General features: G+C 69.1%; 17 protein-coding genes and 1 rRNA gene. 13 read left to right on the top strand and 5 right to left on the bottom strand.

Annotated features, from left to right (window positions below; all coding sequences use genetic code 11):
• The first annotated feature begins 105 nt into the window (after nucleotides 1-105).
• A complete protein-coding gene (locus tag ACIA8G_RS26195) occupies nucleotides 106-1,800 on the top strand; it encodes a glycoside hydrolase family 5 protein (protein WP_396421297.1) in 1,695 nt (564 codons plus the stop codon).
• On the opposite strand, the gene ACIA8G_RS26190 is transcribed toward ACIA8G_RS26195, so the two are convergent.
• Nucleotides 1,755-2,489, bottom strand: coding sequence for an arylamine N-acetyltransferase (locus ACIA8G_RS26190; protein ID WP_396421296.1), 735 nt, complete (start codon nucleotides 2,487-2,489; stop codon nucleotides 1,755-1,757). The two genes, ACIA8G_RS26195 and ACIA8G_RS26190, sit on opposite strands and share 46 nt — an antisense overlap.
• 17 nt (nucleotides 2,490-2,506) lie before the next feature.
• Between ACIA8G_RS26190 and ACIA8G_RS26185 the strand changes: the two genes are divergently transcribed.
• The 6 genes from ACIA8G_RS26185 to ACIA8G_RS26160 all read left to right on the top strand — a co-directional run bounded on the left by ACIA8G_RS26185 (nucleotide 2,507) and on the right by ACIA8G_RS26160 (nucleotide 10,101).
• The gene (locus ACIA8G_RS26185) at nucleotides 2,507-3,331 is read left to right on the top strand and encodes a DUF72 domain-containing protein (RefSeq protein ID WP_396421295.1); all 825 of its coding nucleotides are present in this window, start codon (nucleotides 2,507-2,509) and stop codon (nucleotides 3,329-3,331) included.
• A 39-nt stretch (nucleotides 3,332-3,370) separates the two neighbouring features.
• Nucleotides 3,371-3,727 carry a peptidase inhibitor family I36 protein gene (locus tag ACIA8G_RS26180; RefSeq protein WP_396421294.1) on the top strand — a complete coding sequence of 119 codons (357 nt, stop codon included), beginning with the start codon at nucleotides 3,371-3,373 and terminating at the stop codon, nucleotides 3,725-3,727.
• Nucleotides 3,728-3,846: 119 nt separating this feature from the next.
• On the top strand, nucleotides 3,847-6,249 hold the full coding sequence (locus ACIA8G_RS26175; protein WP_396421293.1) for an AAA family ATPase: 2,403 nt from the start codon (nucleotides 3,847-3,849) through the stop codon (nucleotides 6,247-6,249).
• Entirely contained in the window at nucleotides 6,246-6,632 is a 387-nt protein-coding gene (locus ACIA8G_RS26170) for a hypothetical protein (protein WP_396421292.1), read from the top strand. The genes ACIA8G_RS26175 and ACIA8G_RS26170 overlap by 4 nt, the downstream gene beginning before the upstream one ends.
• Before the next feature lie 8 nt (nucleotides 6,633-6,640).
• A complete protein-coding gene (locus ACIA8G_RS26165) occupies nucleotides 6,641-7,480 on the top strand; it encodes an exonuclease SbcCD subunit D (RefSeq protein WP_396421291.1) in 840 nt (279 codons plus the stop codon).
• Nucleotides 7,477-10,101 (top strand): AAA family ATPase, encoded by a 2,625-nt coding sequence (locus ACIA8G_RS26160; protein WP_396421290.1) that lies wholly within the window; start codon nucleotides 7,477-7,479, stop codon nucleotides 10,099-10,101. The genes ACIA8G_RS26165 and ACIA8G_RS26160 overlap by 4 nt, the downstream gene beginning before the upstream one ends.
• Here the strand turns inward: ACIA8G_RS26160 and ACIA8G_RS26155 are convergent.
• Nucleotides 10,082-10,537, bottom strand: a complete 456-nt coding sequence (locus tag ACIA8G_RS26155) for a very short patch repair endonuclease (RefSeq protein ID WP_396421289.1) — start codon at nucleotides 10,535-10,537, stop codon at nucleotides 10,082-10,084. The genes ACIA8G_RS26160 and ACIA8G_RS26155 overlap by 20 nt on opposite strands.
• Before the next feature lie 49 nt (nucleotides 10,538-10,586).
• Here ACIA8G_RS26155 and ACIA8G_RS26150 point away from each other — a divergent pair, with 49 nt between their 5' ends.
• The 4 genes from ACIA8G_RS26150 (at nucleotide 10,587) to ACIA8G_RS26135 (ending at nucleotide 14,536) form a co-directional block, all read left to right on the top strand.
• A complete protein-coding gene (locus tag ACIA8G_RS26150; RefSeq protein ID WP_396421288.1) occupies nucleotides 10,587-11,219 on the top strand; it encodes a hypothetical protein in 633 nt (210 codons plus the stop codon).
• A 285-nt stretch (nucleotides 11,220-11,504) separates the two neighbouring features.
• Nucleotides 11,505-12,398 carry an ImmA/IrrE family metallo-endopeptidase gene (locus ACIA8G_RS26145; protein WP_396421287.1) on the top strand — a complete coding sequence of 298 codons (894 nt, stop codon included), beginning with the start codon at nucleotides 11,505-11,507 and terminating at the stop codon, nucleotides 12,396-12,398.
• 21 nt (nucleotides 12,399-12,419) lie between these two features.
• A complete protein-coding gene (locus ACIA8G_RS26140) occupies nucleotides 12,420-13,553 on the top strand; it encodes a hypothetical protein (RefSeq protein WP_396421286.1) in 1,134 nt (377 codons plus the stop codon).
• Between the two features lie 62 nt (nucleotides 13,554-13,615).
• Nucleotides 13,616-14,536: a hypothetical protein gene (locus ACIA8G_RS26135; RefSeq protein WP_396421285.1), complete on the top strand. Its 921-nt coding sequence runs from the start codon at nucleotides 13,616-13,618 to the stop codon at nucleotides 14,534-14,536.
• Here ACIA8G_RS26135 and ACIA8G_RS26130 read toward each other — a convergent pair.
• The gene (locus ACIA8G_RS26130; protein ID WP_396421284.1) at nucleotides 14,509-15,309 is read right to left on the bottom strand and encodes an SDR family NAD(P)-dependent oxidoreductase; all 801 of its coding nucleotides are present in this window, start codon (nucleotides 15,307-15,309) and stop codon (nucleotides 14,509-14,511) included. The two genes, ACIA8G_RS26135 and ACIA8G_RS26130, sit on opposite strands and share 28 nt — an antisense overlap.
• 98 nt (nucleotides 15,310-15,407) lie before the next feature.
• Here ACIA8G_RS26130 and ACIA8G_RS26125 point away from each other — a divergent pair, with 98 nt between their 5' ends.
• On the top strand, nucleotides 15,408-15,779 hold the full coding sequence (locus ACIA8G_RS26125; protein ID WP_396421283.1) for a nucleotide pyrophosphohydrolase: 372 nt from the start codon (nucleotides 15,408-15,410) through the stop codon (nucleotides 15,777-15,779).
• Entirely contained in the window at nucleotides 15,776-16,366 is a 591-nt protein-coding gene (locus ACIA8G_RS26120) for a hypothetical protein (RefSeq protein WP_396421282.1), read from the top strand. The genes ACIA8G_RS26125 and ACIA8G_RS26120 overlap by 4 nt, the downstream gene beginning before the upstream one ends.
• Here the strand turns inward: ACIA8G_RS26120 and ACIA8G_RS26115 are convergent.
• Together ACIA8G_RS26115 and rrf are read right to left on the bottom strand one after the other, a co-directional pair.
• Nucleotides 16,363-16,527 carry a hypothetical protein gene (locus tag ACIA8G_RS26115; protein WP_158102645.1) on the bottom strand — a complete coding sequence of 55 codons (165 nt, stop codon included), beginning with the start codon at nucleotides 16,525-16,527 and terminating at the stop codon, nucleotides 16,363-16,365. The two genes, ACIA8G_RS26120 and ACIA8G_RS26115, sit on opposite strands and share 4 nt — an antisense overlap.
• A gap of 152 nt (nucleotides 16,528-16,679) precedes the next feature.
• Nucleotides 16,680-16,771: ribosomal RNA gene (gene rrf / locus ACIA8G_RS26110) — 5S ribosomal RNA — on the bottom strand; the annotation flags it as partial.

The following is a 16,771-nucleotide window of genomic DNA, read 5'->3' as shown; positions in this document are numbered from 1 at the left end:
GTGCTACGGAGTAGCTACGCGATCCATCCGAGCCGAAAACAATTCCGGCACGCTGCGAGGGCTGTCGCGCGGCTAGCCTGTTCAGATATGAGAACGATTCGCGTCTTGGCTCCCCTGCTCCTGGCCGCGAGTCTCGTGGCACCCGCGCAAGCGGAAGCGGCGACCTGGACCGGCCCCCTCAGCACCCGCGGCCGGTGGATCGTCGACGCCCACGGCGACCGCTTCAAGCTCAAGTCCGGCAACTGGCACGGTGCGAGCGGCACCTACAACGGTTCCGGCGACATCAACGACCCCGCCAACCACCACGCCGGCGAGAAGGCCGACCAGGTCCCCCTGGGCCTGAACCGCGCGACGATGCAGCAGATCATCAGCGGCTTCAAGGAGATCGGCGTCAACAGCGTCCGGCTGCCGTTCTCCAACCAGATGATCAAGGACACGAACCCGGTCAACGGCCTGAAGGACGCGCAGCTCAACGGCAAGCGGCCGCTCGAGATCTACGACGCCGTCGTGGCCGAGCTGACCGGCAACGACGTCGCCGTCATCCTCAACAACCACACCGCGACCTCCAGGTGGTGCTGCGGCGTCGACGGCAACGAGCGGTGGAACACCAGCCAGAGCACCGACCAGTGGGTCAACGACTGGGCGTTCATGGCCGACCGCTACAAGTCCAACAAGCGCGTGGTCGGCGCCGACCTCTACAACGAGGTGCGCCGCAACGTCTGGGACGACCCGAACTGGGGCTGGGGCAACGACCACGACTGGCACAAGGCGTCCCAGCAGGCCGCGGACCGCATCCAACAGGCGGCACCGGACCTGCTGGTCATCGTGGAGGGCATCAACTGGACCGGCATCCCGGCCGACGGCTTCGCGCACGGCCGGCCGACGCTGGAACCGGTCCGCTACCTCAGCCACACCCTCGCCAACCCGGACAAGCTCGTCTACTCCGCCCACTTCTACGGCTACACCGGCCCGAACCACAGCGGCGCCACCGGCATGGGCGAAACGAGCGACCCGCGGTACCAGGACCTCTCCCCGCAGGAACTGACAGCCGTCCTGCAGCGCCAGGCCTTCTTCATCACCGAGGCGCAGAAGCACTTCACCGCACCGTTGTGGATCAGCGAGTTCGGCGTCGGCGGCCGCGAGGAGAGCAACCCCAAGGCACGCGACTGGTTCGAGCGGTTCGTGAACCAGCTGATCGCGAACGACACCGACTTCGCGTACTGGCCGCTGGTCGGATTCCACACCAACCGAAGCGGCAACGGCTGGGCACTTCTGCACTGGGATGCCGCCGGAAACCGCATGGGCGTCAACGACGGCGACGACTGGCGCGCCGGCGCGTGGAACCGGCTCGTCAACGCACCGAGCCGCACCGGCCAGATCCCGCGCGAGACCCGGTGGAACATGCTGCTCAAGGAATCGTGCCCGCAGAACGAGAAGCTCGTCGGCATCAGCCACTCGGGCAACCGCGGCCTGTGCGTCAGCGGTCCACAGTGGAGCAACACCACCAGGGTCACCAACGAGCAGCACGTGACCAACGACTGGGCATCCGGCTACTCGAAACTCCAGTGCCCGCCTAACAACGCCGCAGTCGGGTACGCGAACTTCAACCTGATCTGCGCGCCGATCGCCCAGGGCAACTCGACCCGCGTCATCTGGTTCGACCGCGGCGACAACCGGCCGGACCAGGGCGGTGACTGGGCCAACGGGCACTACAAGGGCCAGTGCGCGCAGGACGAGCACGTCGCCGGCGTCGCCTACAACTGGCGCAGGACCCCGGACGCGTTGCTCTGCCGGAAGTAGAGGTCGAAGTGCTCGCGGAACGCGGCTTCCGGGTCGGTCACCGGAATCTCGGTCTTGCCGCCGCGTTTCGTGAGCACCCACTTCTTGTCCGTCACGGTCATCCGCCCGTCCGGCGTCGCGATGGTCGCCATGGGCCCCTTGCAAAACGCCGACTCCGGCGCGGTCTGCTGCCACCAGCACGTCGACGCGAAGTCCGCCAGCTCGCGCGGACGCCGTTCCACCCGGAACCGCGGCAGGTCGCCGTGGTGCACGTCCACGTCGTCACCGTGGTCGATGAGCCTGAAGAACCCCGCCGGGTCTTCCTGCTCCTCGCGCGAGTCCCACCTCAGCGGGTGCAGCGAGAGCGCTCCGAACCCGACATCGCACAGCCACGTGCCGTCCACCAGCAACGTCAGGTGGTCGAACGGCGGCCCGAGCTGGCCGTCCTTTCCGAACGTCCGCGCCGCCAGCAGGTCGACGTGATGTCCCAGGTGCCGCAACAGCTCCGCGAACAGGCCGTTGAGCTCGTAGCAGAACCCGCCGCGGCGCTGCACCACGACCTTGTCGTGCAGCCACGGGATCTCCAGCACGATCCGGATGTCCATGTGGGTGTAGAGGTTCTCGAACGGGACGCTCAGCAGGTGCCGCTCCTGCAGCTCCGTCAACGACGACGAGCGGGTAGCGCCGATGCGCTGTAGGTAGGCGTCCACCGTGCCACGATAACCACATGGGCCAGGTCAGGGTCGGTACTTCGGGGTGGGTCTACCCACCCTGGCGCGGCACGTTCTACCCCAAGGGCGTCACGCAGAAGCGCGAGCTGGCCTACCTGAGTGAGCGGCTCGGCTCGGTGGAGATCAACGGCTCCTTCTACTCGCTTCAACGCCCGTCGAGCTACGTGAAATGGGCCGCCGAGACGCCGGCGGACTTCGTGTTCTCCGTCAAGGGAAGCCGCTTCATCACGCACATGAAGCGCCTCAAAGACGGCCACGAGCTGCTCGCCAACTACCTCGCGTCCGGCGTGCTGGCACTGGGTCCCAAGCTCGGCCCGATCCTCTGGCAGCTCCCGCCCACGCTCCAGTTCGACGCCGGCCTGCTCACGGACTTCTTCGAGGCACTCCCCCGCACCACCGCGGCTGCCGCCGAGGTGGCGAAACGGCACGACCACCGCGTCGACCCGGCGCACACCACCACCGACGCCGACCGTCCGCTGCGGTACGCCCTCGAGATCAGGCACCCCAGCTACGTGACACCGGCGTTCACCGATCTCCTCGAACGCCACGGCATCGCGCTCGTCGTCGCTGACGCGGCGGGCAAGTACCCGTTGATCGAAGAGGTCACCAGCGACTTCACCTACGTCCGCCTGCACGGCCACGACGAGCTCTACGTCAGCGGCTACACCGACGAGGGCCTCGACCAGTGGGCCGAGAAGGTCCGCGGCTGGGCGAAACAGGGCGACGTGTTCGTCTACTTCGACAACGATGCCAAGGCTTATGCCCCGCGTGACGCGGTGAAGCTTCAAGATTTGCTGGTTCAAGATCGTCTGGCCGATTGATCCAAACGGTCGCACACTCGTTGCCACGGAGGTGCGCCCATGTCGACGAAGAGCCTCATCGCCGCGTTGGTGATCACTGCAGGGGCGGTTGCCTCCAGTGGGATCGCCGTAGCGCAGAGTGACAAGACCTGCGACAAGGGCGAGTTCTGCGTGTGGGCCGGGCCCGACTACACGGGCGCGGTGCAGCGCCTCGACCTGGAGTCCGCGAACCCGGACGAATGCATCCCGCTCACCGTGACCGGCCGGTCGTTCGTCAACCGCCTGAGCAGGGACGCGAGCGTGTACCAGCGGGAGAACTGCTCGACAGAGGCCGAGTTCACCACCTACCCCAAGCACGGGACGTACGTGCCGGACGCGTACTTCGTGATCCGGGCGCTGGAAGTGTGGGGGCCATAACGACGGCGAACTACTTTAGTCACCCTATGTAACACCACCCGATCGTGTGAGTACTCACCAGTAGGTCTCATTTGGTCCTTAGGTTGCCGCCCTATCGAGTGGTGGCAGCTGGAGGAAATGTGACCGTGGCGGGTGAAGCCGGGTTACTCGAACTGATGGCCGGGCGACTGGCCAAAGACGATCTCACCTCACGTGCGGCGGAACTGGTGCTGGCGGCGTGCCGTGGAGAAGCCGCGTTGGAACGCGCTCTCGACGGCGCGCCCACGAGAGATGAAGCGCCGCGAGAGCGGACGGACGGTCCTGGCCAGGGCATTTTCGTGTCGGAGATCCGGGTGCGCGGCTTCCGGGGCATCGGCCCCGAGGTACACCTGCCGCTGGCACCGGGTCCCGGCCTGACCGTCGTGACCGGGCGCAACGGTTCCGGCAAGTCGAGCTTCGCCGAGGCCGCGGAACTGGCGCTGACCGGTTACAACGCCCGCTGGACCCGTGCGCGGCACGACGTGTGGCGGCAGGGCTGGCGCAACCTGCACCAGAACGACACCGCCGTCGAACTCGATCTCGTCCAGGCCGGGCAGACGGACAAGACCACGATCCAACGGCGCTGGGCGACCGGCGACGACCTGGCGCAGGGCGAGTGGACGCAGGACAACAGGCCGTTCGACGGCCGCCGGTGGCACGACGCGCTGGAGACCTACCGGCCGTTTCTGCCCTACAGCGAGCTGGGGACCGTTCTCGACGCACAGCCGGAGGATCTCTACGAGGCGTTGCACCGTCTCCTCGGGCTGGAGGCGATCACGGAGGCCCAGCAGTCGCTCGCCGAGCACCGCAAACGCCTTGCTGAGATCGTCGCCCGCCCCTACGACCGGCGGGAACGCGTACGTGCGGAACTGGCGGCGTCGCCGGACGAACGGGCACGGCGCGCCGCCGAACTGCTCGGCAGCGACTCCCCCGACCTCGACGCGATCGCGGACCTCGCGCTCGGCGCGGAGGTCGGCAGCGGAACGGGCCTGCTGCACCACATCGTGGACCTGCCGCTGCCGCCGGAGGACGAGCTCGACCGGTGCCGCGAGACGCTCGACCTGGCCCTCGGCACGGTGACGCTGCTCGCGACCGACAACGCGCAGGACTCGTTGCGGTGCAGCGAGATCCTGCGACTCGCGATCCAGCTCCAGGAGTCCGGCGGCAACCAGGCGTGCCCGGTGTGCGATCTGGGCCGGCTCGACGGGCTGTGGCTGTCGAAGGCCAAGGACCGGGCCGAACACCTCGCCAAGGCCGCCGCGGAGCTGCACGAGGCCGCGGACCGGCTGGACGTGGCGGTCGCGGCCGCGCGGGCGTTGTGCCTGCCGGCGCCGGACGTGCTGCGGGAGGCGCAGGGCATCCTCGACACGACGGCCGCGCTGCAGGCGTGGCAGGCGTGGGAGGACTGCGTCTCGATCGACGACCCGGTGCGGCTGCGGCAGGAGCTCTTCGACCGCTACGCCGACCTCGTCGGGGCCGTGGAGCAGCTGAAGTCCGTGGCGCGCGAGCAGATCGACCGGCGCGACCTGGTGTGGCGGCCGATGGCGATCGCGTTGTTCGAGTGGCATTCCCAGGCGCAGCAAGCGCTTGCGGACGCCGAGGTGCTCGCCGACGTGACCGAGGCGGAGAACTGGATCCGCAAGACCACGACCACCCTGCGTTCCGAGCGCATCGCGCCGTTCGCCAAGGAGTCGCAGCGGATCTGGCAGCGGTTGCGGCAGCAGAGCAACGTCGACCTGGGCGCGGTCCGGCTCGGCGGCACCCGCAACGTCGAGCTGGACGTGTCCGTCGACGGCGTCTCGAACTCGGCGCTGGCGGTGATGAGCCAGGGCGAGCTGCACTCGCTGGGGCTCGCGTTGTTCCTGCCGCGCGCGATGGTGGACGAGAGCCCGTTCCGGTTCGTGGTGATCGACGACCCGGTGCAGGCGATGGATCCGTCCAAAGTGGATGGACTCGCGCAGGTGCTCGCCGATGTCGGGCTGACCCGCCAGGTCGTGGTCTTCACCCACGACGAACGGCTGGTGGAGGCACTGCGCCGGCTGCGGCTCCAGGCCACGGTCTGGGAGGTGTGCCGCGGCGAGGAGTCCGTCGTGCGGGTGCGGATGTCGGACGATCCGGTCGGGCGGTGCCTCAACGACGCCCGCGCGATGCGGATCGACGAGGACCTGCCTGAGGCGTTGCGGGCCGAACTGGTGTCGTCGTGCTGCCGGGCGGCTCTGGAAGCGGCGTCGCACGCCCGGTTCCGGCGCGAGCGGCTCGGCCGCGGGATGGCGCATTCTGAGGTGGAACGCGTGCTCGAATGCGCGCTGACGACCAGGCAGAAGCTCGCGCTGGCCGTGCTCGACGACCTCAGTGAGTCCGCGAAGCTGCTGGCGCACCTCGAGGACGTCGTCGGGTCGTGGGCGGTCGACCTGCTGCAGGCGTGCCGGGTCGGCGGCGACGGCGGCGATCTGGACGTGCTGATCCGGGACACCGAACTGCTCGCGGGGTGGTTGCAGCGATGAACGTGCCCTCGGACGTGCAGGACCGGCTGACCTGCGTGGCGAACCTGCTGGCGCGGCCGGACCAGCTCGACGGCGTGCGGATCCGGTGCTGCGCAGAGCTGTTGCGCACGGCGGTGGAACGCTCGGTCGCCCGTGCGTGCGGCGCCGAGAACACCGAACAGCCCGTGCACGCACTGCTGATCAGCCTTCCGTCCCATGTGGACGCCGACGTGGCACACGACACCTCGCAGCTCTGGCACTCGTTGAGCCGCGCGATCCGGCACCACGGCTACGAGCTGAACCCGACCGTCACGGAGCTGCGCGGCTGGCACGCCGACACCGCGTCCGTCGTCGAGGCGCTCCAGCCGACCCTGACCCTGTCCGGCACCATCGACCTCACCTGAAGGCACCGGTGAAACTGCTGCTGTTCGCGGATCTGCACCTGGACACGCGCTTCTCCAGCGCGGGCCCCGCCCGCCGCCACGCGTTGCGCGACACGCTGGGCCGCATCGTGGACCTGGCGCAAGAAGAGAACGTCGACGCCGTGTTGTGCGGCGGTGACCTCTACGAGCAGGACCGCTGCTCGCCCTCCACGGCTTCCTTCCTGCAGACGACGTTCGACTGCTCGTTGCCGGTGTTCCTGGCTCCGGGCAACGACGACTGGTACGGGCCGCAGTCGGTCTACCAGCAGGTGGACTGGACGCCGAACGTGCACGTGTTCTCCGACAACTGCCTGACGCCGGTGGAACTCGCCGACGGCGTGACGCTGTGGGGCGCCGCGCACGTCGGGCCAGGCCCGGCGCGGGACTTCCTGGACGGCTTCGCAGTGAACCGGACCGGTGTGAACCTGGCCCTGTGCCACGGTTCCGCGCCGGAGGACGTCACGATCACCGGGCTGGACCACGCGTTCCTCGGGCACGTGCACACCCCGGAGCACGCCGTGCACTACACGTTCCCCGGCAACCCCGATCCGCTGACGCCGGACGAGACCGGCGAGCGCGGCGCCGTGCTGTGCACCGTGCACGAGGACGGCACGGTGTCACGCGAGGTGTTCGACGTGTCGGCGTCGCGGTCACTCGGCCTGGTGGCGGAGGCCACGTCGGCTTTTCCGTTGCTGGACTTCGATTCCGTCGCCGCGGAACGGACCGTGCGCGGCCAGTTCGTGCGCGACGTCCTCGCGGATCCAGGCTTGGACACGACTGTGCGCGGCCGCGTGCTCGCGACCGGCCTGCGGGCGTTGGAGGAACGATGAAGATCGAGTCGGTGACCGCGCACGCCTTCGGGCCGCTGCACGACCGGACGTTGCCGTTGGCGCCGGGCCTGACCGTGGTGTCCGGCGTGAACGAGTCCGCGAAGTCCTCCTGGCACGCCGCGATCCGCGCGGCCCTGTGCGGCGAACCGTCGTCCCGGCACCGCCCGTGGCACGGCGAGTCCTGGCGCGTGGCGGCAACGGTGTCGCTCTCGTCGGGCGAGGTCGTGACGGTGAACCGCGACCTGAACGACGACGCCTGCGAGGACGTGTCGCGGCGCCTCGGCCTGGACCGCACGTCGTTCGCCGCCACCGCGTGCGTGGACCAGGCGCAGCTGCTGGCCGTGCTGGACGAGGCCGACGGCCTGCAGGACCACCTGCGCCGGGCCGCCGCCACCGCGGGCACGGACGGCACGGTGGAGCAGGCGTTGCAGCGGCTGAACGTGCCGGTGGACGCGTTGCGCGACGCCCAGAACCGGCTGCGAGAAGCCGAAACGGACCTCACCGTGGCCCGCCGCGAACACGACCGCTACCTGGAGCTGAGCGCCCAGGCCCGTGCCGCCGCGGCCGCCCGCGCCAGGCTGGCCGTGCAGGAGCATTCCGTTTCGCTGGAAGCACTTGCCGCTCGCGTGGCGCGCCTCCGCACGTTGCAGGAGCGCTTCGGCGACTCCCCACCGTCCGGCCTCGCCGCGCAGGAGGAGCTCACCCACGTGGTGAACCGCGCGCTGGCCGCGTGGCGCGCCGCCCCGACCCCGCGCGTGCTGACCGGCCCGTCCGCGACGACGCTGGAAGGCGAACTGGAAGCCCTCCCGGACGTCCCCGTCGGCGAAACCACCGTGGACGACGAACTCCGCGTCGTGGCAACCGCGTACGAGACCGCCGCAGCGGTCGCCGCCGCCCACGACGAGCGCCGGCCTTCCCCGTCCACCTCAGCCGAACCGTCGGCACTGCGGGGCCTCGCCACCCGCCTGGACCCGGCCAGCGGTGGCCGCCTGACCACCGCGGCGATCGAGGTGGACGGCGCCCGCCAGTTCCAGGACGAGGCCGCCGCCAACGCGGCCCGTGTCCAGGTCGAGGCCGACGTGGCGGCAGCGCGCGTCCAGGAGATCGCGCTGCCGAACCCGTTCCTGCGCATCACTTTGCTGGCACTGAGCTGCCTGACGACGCTGGTCGGCCTGCTGCTCTTCCTGACAGGCCAGCAACTCGCCGCCGCGGGCGTCGTGGTGGCCGCGCTGGTGGCCGGCATAGGCGGCGCCCTGGCCCGCGGCAACGGCCCCCAACGCGACGCCGCCGTGGCCTTCGCCGCCGAACGCGCCGCAGCCGCCGTACAAGCACGAAGCCTGCTCTTCGTCGCGGACCGCAACCTGGCAGAAGCCGAAGGCCAGCGCGCAGTCGCGTCAGAAGCCGTCCGCAGCCACGACGCGGCCACCGCCGAATGCGCCGCCCTAGGCGTGCCGGCGGACCGCGAAACCCTGTGGCGCCTGGCCACAAGAGCGGTCTGGGAGGCAGAACACGCCGACCTGGTCACCGAAGTGGCCCGCACCGAAAAGGCCGTCCGCGTGGAACTGGCAGCACGCGGCAAGGTGGACAACGCGATGACCGTCGCGGACCTGCTGATCGACTACGAAACCGACTGCAAGGTCCGCGCCCGCCAGGCCACGATGGCCGCCCAGCGCCCCCTCCTGGCCCAGGCACTGGCCGACCGCCTGCTGGCGGAAGCCACCGTCACCGAGGCCGCAACGGCCCACGCCCGAGCCCTCACGTTGCTACGCGAAGCCGTGACCGCGATCGGCCGCACCGGCGACCGCCCCGAGGACCTGCTCCGCGCGATAGCCGAGTGGCAGCGAGGCTGGGACCGCCAGCTGCGCGAAGCCGAGGAGGAACGCAACGCGTGGGCCGAACTGCAGGCGTTCACCGAAACCCTGGACGACCTGGAAGCCAGCCTGTCCGCCGCCCAGACCCACCACACAACGCTGCTGGAGGCCGCCCTCCGCTACGCCGCGACCGACCCGGTAGACCCCGTGCTGGCCGAGTCCTGCGACTCCCTGACCGCCACCGTCACCGAACTGGCGCGAGCACTACCCAGCGTCCCAGACGCCGAGGAGGCCCTGCAGGCCGCCCGTGAGGTCCTGACGGAGGTCACCGCGGAGGTCGAGGCCATCGACCTGGCCACCCGCTACCTCACGGCCGCCCGCGAGAAGGTCCACAGCACCATCGCCCCAGCCCTGGAGGAAACCCTCCGCGCGTGGCTGCCTTCCGTCACCGACGGCCGTTACGTGGACGCCGCCGTCGACGCCGCCACTCTGACCGTGCGCGTGTGCGCCGCTTCCGAGTCGTGGCACCAGGCCTCGCGTTTGTCGCTCGGTACTGCGGAACAGGTGTATCTGCTGCTGCGGGTGGCTCTCGCTCAGCACCTTGCCTCTGAGCCTTGTCCGTTGCTGCTCGATGATGTGACTGTGCAGGCTGACGATGCTCGTACTCGGGCTGTGCTGGATCTGTTGTTGCGGTTGTCGGCGGATCGGCAGATTGTGCTGTTCGCTCAGGAGACCTCGGTTGTTGAGTGGGCTCGGGAGCGGCTTGGGGAGCGTGACGTGCTGCATCAGCTCAGTCCTGTGGCGGCTTGAGCCTGGAGGCGACCAGCGCGGCGATCCGGTCGGAAGCTTCGTCCGGGTCGTCGTGCTCCCACACGCGGACGACGAGCCACCCAGCTGCTGTCAGTTGGACGTCGGTGTCCCGGTCGCGAACAACAACTCCGTGGAGTTTCACCCGCCACCACTCGCGGTTCGCCTTCGGCAGCTGACCGTGCTGGGGGCACGAGTGCCAGAAGCACCCGTCGACGAACACCGCGATTCGGGCCCCGCGCAACAGCACGTCGACCCGTCTGCGCCGATTAGTGCCGCGCGGCGCGACGTCGACGAGGAACCGCAGCCCGCGCCGGTGCAGCGCCCGCCGCAAGGCCAGCTCCGGCGCGGTGCCGGAGCGACGCGTTCGGCGCATCACCCGGGAGGTCGCCTCCGAGGTGGCTGCCGGAGCTGGGCCAGGTTCGACGTAGCGGTACACGAACTGCAGCTTCCCGGAAATGTCAGACCCCGTCGCTACCGTCGACCCCATGACCAACGCCGCCTTCCGCAAGCTCACCCCCACCACCGACGAGAGGCTCGCCGAGCTGGGCCTGCGCCTGTCCGTCCTTGACAGGGCCATCGCCGCCGGCATCGACGCGCGTGCCGCCTCGCCGCCGCACGGTCCGACGAACGCACCGGGCCTGCTCGACTGGATTCACCGGGTCGGCACGTTGCGGCAACTGCTGGCCGCGCAGGGGTGGCAGAAGCTCGACCACTGGAACGCGGGGCTGATCCGGCACCCGTCGCGGCCGATTCTGCTGGGCACGTTGCAGGGCAATCGCGGGACGGGGTCGCCGGACGCGCCGCTGCGCAGCGACTACGCGAAGGGGCCTGCCATCGCGGCGATGATGCGGGACAACGACCACGACCAGTTCGCGCTGTTCGAGAACGCGCGCAACGAGGGTCTGAAGTTGTGGTTCCTGGTGACGTATCCGTTGCAGGTGGACGACCGTCTCGTGGTGCTGCGCGAGGTGTCGCAGCCGGAGCCGACGCCGCAGAACCAGATCATCGAGCGGTGGGCGCATCGGATTCCGTTGCCGCCGATGGAGTTCCCGCACCTCAAGGCGCCCAATGTGGACGGTCCGGAGGAGGTGGACTTCCCGATCGCGCTGCGCCGCTGAACCCCTGTCGGGCCACGTCGAGTGCCACCTTGGCGAGGGCGCCGATCAGGAGTGCGAGGCTGAACGTGCCCATCGGGTCGCTGGTTCGTGGCTAGCCATGGCACGACGCTGGCGAGGGGTGCTGCCCAGACGACTTGCGGCCACCTGATCAGGCGAGCCGGACGGTGTCGATCTTGAGCACCACGCTCCGCCGAGCGGCGACGGGGCGCTGTCCACACCACCCGGCAGAACGACACCGGGGCCCGCGTGGCGTGGCGACGGGGCAGAGGTGAGAATGGCTGGATCATGCTCACCCCCGCGCGACTCACGCTCGCCCGCACCCGGCGCGGTCTCACCGCGGCCGAACTGGCGCGCAAGTCCGGGGTCTCGGCGCGGGCCATCGGCGAGTACGAACGCGGTCTGCGCAGGCCGATGCCCACGACGATCGAATCGCTGGCCGGCTCGCTCGGGTTTCCCGCGGCCTTCTTCACCGCGCCGGAACCGGCGAGGCTTCCCGGCGCTGCCACGGAGGCCACCGCGGCGGCTCAGCTGGCCATCGAGTTCAGCGGGTGGATGGAGCGCCTGTTCGTGCTCCCCCAGCCGAACCTGCCGCCGCCGAGGACGTCGCCGGACAGCACTCGCGATGCCTGGCGCCTCGACCACGGCCCGGTCCCGAACATGGTGCAGCTGCTGGAATCCAACGGCGTGCGGGTCTTCTCGTTGCCGGTCGACTGCGCGATGACGGCGGCGTTCTCGTGCTGGCACAACGGAACGCCGTTCGTGTTCCTCAGCCCGGCGGCCAGTCCGGAGCAGGCGCGGTTCGACGCGGCCGCGCAACTGGGAGTTCTGCTCGGGCACGACGACCCGCCGGAGTTCGCCGCCGAGTTCCTGATGCCGACGGAACACCTGCACGGCACCAGCCACCGACACTGGCACGTGGCCAAGGAGCAGTTCGAGACGCGGACGAACGACGTCACCTGGGCACAGGGCGGCATGGCGCGCCGGGAGACGTCGAAGCTGCTGACCAAGGTGTTCCGGGTGCTGCGCGAGAACGGCACCACGCCGCTGCACGTGGCGAAGGCGCTGAACCTCGGGCTGGAGGAGCTCAACGGCCTGGTGTTCGGGCTCGTCCTCACGGCGCTGCCAGGTGGCGGAGAACCAGGACCGAAAGGACGGGCACGCCTTACCCTGGTCAATTGATCATGACTTGGGGGGAAGGCAATGCTGTTGTTCTTGCGGTACCTGGTGGCCGCGCCGTTGCTCATGATGAGCATCGTCGGGGTACCGACCGGGTATCACGTGCTCTCGTCCTACCTGTACCGGCGTGAGCTGCGGGACGGGAAGTTCGACGTGGCCGCCGAGTTCCGGGAGTCCTTCACCGAGAACGTCGTGGGCTGGCCGATGGCGCTGGCCGTCGTGTTGCTCGTCGTGTTCTGGTGGATGACGACGGCGTGGCCGAAGATCGCGCTGGTGCCGTCTGTGCCGGCGGCTGTGGGCGGGGGCATCATCGGCCTGTTCGACGGGTGGGAGAACGCGGCGTCGGCCGCGACGGCGCCGTTTGTCGCTTGGGGGTTCGCGTGGCTTGCGTCGAAGGTTGTGTCGTGGCCGGTCTCCGAGGACGTGCGGCTCGGCGCGGTCGAGGTCGCGACTGGACTGCGCGGTGGCGGGCGGTTGCGGGTGCAGTCGCGGCGGTTGTTGCTCGACAAGCTGCCGCCGCCGAGGCACTTCATGAGCCCGATCGGGCGGGTCGCCATCCGGTTCGACCGGATCACCAGCGTCGAAGCCGGCGACGTGCGCACGCCCGCGCCGTGGCGGCTGGCCAACACCAGCGAACTCACGCTCATGCCCGGCCCGGTGCTGCGCGTCATCGGCGGTGGGCAGGAGTGGTTGCTGCCGGTCGACGACGCGGAGGCGCTCGCGCGCCTGGTCACGGATCGCGCGACGGTCAGGGCCAAGCCGGATCCGCGGCCGCCGTTGGAAAGCGAGCGATGGTTCCACGCCAAGCTCCTGTGGGACCTCGCCGATCAGGAGCCTCGGCGGCCCAACATCCAGAAGGTCAACCACGGCAACCGCTGGGCAGCGCTGATCATCTCCGCGCTCACCACGCCGATGGCGCTGTACTCGGTGTTTCACCTCTTCGCGGACGGCTGGAGCTGGGGCCGGCTCGTCGCGATCCTCTTCTTCGGGCTGACTGCGTGGATCGCGACGCACGTGTGGTTCCGGCAAGGGGTCGTCTACAAACTCACCGAAGAGAATCCGGTCTCGCCCACGGCCGGTGAACCCGATCCGCGTCGCATCCCGGTCACAGGCTGGAGTTCCCGGCCTGTTGTATTAGGCCAAACGAGCGATTTGTGAAACATATCGTCTTGCATCCCCGACACTGAGAGTGACGGTTAGCCGAGTCGTGAGGATGCCCCATGACGATGCAGCAACGAACAGAACCTTCGCCCGCCGCCATCCTGATCGCTGTCGCCGTGCTCGCGCTGGTTCTGACCGTTGCTTTCGGCCCACTGGGCTTCGTCATCGGGCTCGCGCTCTTCGCGTTGATGTTCATCGGCGCGAAGAAGAGAGGCGCGCCCGACGTGATCGGGCCGATGCGGACCCGCTCCCGCATCCGGCGCCTGTCCACGGCGGGGCGGATCGCGATCGTCGGCGAGTCGCACTACCAGGACGCCATCGCCGAGGTGGCGCGGCACGCCTCCGCGCACACCCTCGAGGACGCCATCCCCGCGACCGCGGTGCTCGTGCCGGAACCCGCCAACCGGCACGACCACCTGGCCGTGCGGGTCGACCTCCTGCGCGGCGACGGATCCGCCATCACCGCCGGCTATCTGCGCGGCGACCAGGCGGCCGATTACCAGCCGCTGCTCGTCGAGCTGGCCGAACGCGGTGAGGTCGGCTCGTGCCCGGCCCGCATCATGGGCGGTGGTCAGCGCTACTACGGCGTGCACCTGCATCTCGGCGTCCCGCGGCTGCTGCTGCTCGACCACGAGGCGCTCGGCACGGCGCCGACGATCCCCGCCGAACACCAGGTCACCGTCAACGGCGAAGACGCCCACCAGCTCGTGCTGCACCGCGTGGTCAACGGCCGCACGCCCGTCCACGTGATCGCGGAACTCCGCGACTGCCGCATCGGCAAAGGCACGCACACCGGCGAGCACACTCTCGAGGTGCTCCTGGAGGGCGAGCGCATCGGCCAGCTCACCTACGCGATGGGCCTGCGCTACTGCGACCTCGTGCAGGAGTGGCGCGCCCGCACGGGGCGCGCGCTCTGTGAAGCCGTCATCACCAACGAGGGCACGCGCGGTCTTCAGGCGAAGCTGCTGCTGCCCAAGTAGTCCGCAAACGTTCGCGGCCGGCGGCCGAGCACGCGCTGCACCCCGTCGGACAGGTGCGCCTCGGCTCCCGTGCGGATGCGCACGAGCAGCATGGTGACCAGGTCGGCGACCTCGTCCGGATACCCGAACCCGCGCAGTGAGGCGGTGAACTCCTCCGGCTCGACATCGGTGTAGAGGACGGGATCACCGGTCGCCGCGACGATCATGGCCAGCATCTCCGGGAACGACAACGACTCCGGCCCGCTCAGGTCGTAGGTCTGTCCCGCGTGACCGGGCTGGGTGAGGGCGGCGACGGCGACCTCGGCGATGTCGCGCACGTCGATGAACGGGTGGATGCCCTGACCCGCGGGCAGTGCCAGTTCGCCGTGCTGCACGGGCGCGGCGAACAGGTCCTCGTCGAAGTTCTGCATGAACCACGTCGGCCGCAGGATCGTCCAGTCGGCACCGGACTCCTTGATCGCCGCTTCGAACGGGTCGTCGTCCGGCGCGCCGCGCATGGACAGCAGCACGAGCCGGGTGACACCGGCCTTCACGGCCAGCGGCACGAACTCGGCGAGCAGCGCCGGGTTGTCCGGCGGCACGACGTAGGCCGCGGTCACGCCGGCGAGCGCCGGTTCCCAGGTGTCCGGGGTGGACCAGTCGAACCTGGTGGCGGACGACCGCGAGGCCGGACGCGCGGCGGAGCCGAGGAGGTCGGTGACGCGCCGGCCGGTCTTGCCGGTCGCGGCGAGCACGAGGATGGTGGACGACTTGATTCCGCTCAATGTTGACATGACTAGAGCCAATCAACATTGACGTGGACAATCCATGCTTGATTCGCCGTCACCCTTGCTCGTTCGTCCAGCCGGCGGCGCATGGTAGTTAGTGGGGCATGAGTCAGCACGATCTTGTCGACCTGAGGGACGCCCTGCGCGCGTTCGCCGCTGCCCGCGACTGGGACAGCTACCACACGCCGAAGAACCTGGTGATGGCGTTGTCCGCGGAGGTCGGCGAGCTCACCGACCTGTTCCAGTGGCTGACCCCCGAAGAGGCGGCAAGTGCAATGAAAGACCCAGAACTCGCCTGGAACGTGCGGGACGAGCTCGCGGACGTGATGCACTACCTCACCAGGCTGGCGGACAAGCTCGGCGTCGACCTCGTCGAGGCCGCGTTCGCCAAGATCGAGCGCAACGAGCGGCGGTTCCCGACCGGGAGCCTGACGCCGGTGCCCCTGGAAAAGTCACAGGAGAAGGGTGAGCCGTGAGTCTGCAGAGCGTGCAGGTCCTGCACGTGCACCAGAAGGTCACGTTCTTGACCAACCGTTACGAGGTCTTCGTCGACGACAACGGGGAGCCCGGCCCACTCGTCGGTTTCGCCGAGCAGAAGAAGTTCAAGATCAAGGAACGGATCACCGTCTACACGGACTCTTCGAAGGGTCAGGTGCTGTTCGAGTTCAACGCGCGCAAGGCGCTCGACCTCGGCAGCGGCTACGACGTGACCGATGCCGGCGGGCAGCCGATCGGGTTGTTCCGCAAGGACTTCGCGAAGTCGCTGCTGCGTTCGACCTGGCACCTGGAACAACCGGGCTGGGGCAAGACGACCGGTGCCGAGCGGAACAAGTGGTTCGCCGGCTTCCGCCGGTTGTGGCAGTGGATCCCCATCGTCGGAGACGCACCGTTCCCCATGCGGTATCACTTCGACTTCACCACGGAGAACGGCGCTCCCGTGTTCAGCGTCGACAAGAAGACCTGGGTTCGTGACCACTACCTGGTCCCGATCCAGGATCCTGGCGTCGACCGCCGGCTCGTGATCGCCCAGGCCGTGGCGCTCGACGCACTGCAGTCCCGCTAGAGGTAGGTCAGCAGGAGGAGGATCAGGCACACCAGCAGTACGACGCCGAGCACCGCGGGCAGGAACGACTGCGAGGACGGCGCGGGCTCGCGGGCGTGCCTGCCCCGCCTCCTGCGCGCTCGCCACCGCAAAGGTGCCTCCCCTGCCCACTGATCGTTCATGACGATCACGGTAGGGACGTACGACCCGAGCTTGACCCGCATCACCCGCTCGCCTTGGGCAAGTCACCCGGTCGGCCGCGCGCGAGAATACGGCGCACACGAAAAAGCCCTGCGGGGAGCGCTTGTGGCGCTCAACCCGCAGGGCAAATTAAGTTCGGCGGCGACCTACTCTCCCACACCGTAACCAGTGCAGTACCATCGGCGCAGAAGGGCTTAACTACCGGGTTCGGAATGGGACCGGGTG

The sequence above is a fragment of the Lentzea sp. NPDC051213 genome, assembly GCF_044455585.1.
Classification (GTDB): Bacteria; Actinomycetota; Actinomycetes; order Mycobacteriales; family Pseudonocardiaceae; genus Lentzea.
Note: the sequence above shows the minus strand (reverse complement) of the source record. Positions and strands in the feature narration are given on the sequence as shown.

Bases quoted from the DNA above. Each gene is read 5' to 3' on its own strand.
- ACIA8G_RS26185 (WP_396421295.1), top strand. From the start codon at position 2,507: ATGGGCCAGGTCAGGGTCGGTACTTCGGGGTGGGTCTACCCACCCTGG.
- ACIA8G_RS26180 (WP_396421294.1), top strand. From the start codon at position 3,371: ATGTCGACGAAGAGCCTCATCGCCGCGTTGGTGATCACTGCAGGGGCG.
- ACIA8G_RS26170 (WP_396421292.1), top strand. From the start codon at position 6,246: ATGAACGTGCCCTCGGACGTGCAGGACCGGCTGACCTGCGTGGCGAAC.
- ACIA8G_RS26160 (WP_396421290.1), top strand. From the start codon at position 7,477: ATGAAGATCGAGTCGGTGACCGCGCACGCCTTCGGGCCGCTGCACGAC.
- ACIA8G_RS26150 (WP_396421288.1), top strand. From the start codon at position 10,587: ATGACCAACGCCGCCTTCCGCAAGCTCACCCCCACCACCGACGAGAGG.
- ACIA8G_RS26145 (WP_396421287.1), top strand. From the start codon at position 11,505: ATGCTCACCCCCGCGCGACTCACGCTCGCCCGCACCCGGCGCGGTCTC.
- ACIA8G_RS26140 (WP_396421286.1), top strand. From the start codon at position 12,420: ATGCTGTTGTTCTTGCGGTACCTGGTGGCCGCGCCGTTGCTCATGATG.
- ACIA8G_RS26135 (WP_396421285.1), top strand. From the start codon at position 13,616: ATGACGATGCAGCAACGAACAGAACCTTCGCCCGCCGCCATCCTGATC.
- ACIA8G_RS26130 (WP_396421284.1), bottom strand. From the start codon at position 15,309: ATGTCAACATTGAGCGGAATCAAGTCGTCCACCATCCTCGTGCTCGCC.
- ACIA8G_RS26125 (WP_396421283.1), top strand. From the start codon at position 15,408: ATGAGTCAGCACGATCTTGTCGACCTGAGGGACGCCCTGCGCGCGTTC.
- ACIA8G_RS26115 (WP_158102645.1), bottom strand. From the start codon at position 16,527: ATGAACGATCAGTGGGCAGGGGAGGCACCTTTGCGGTGGCGAGCGCGC.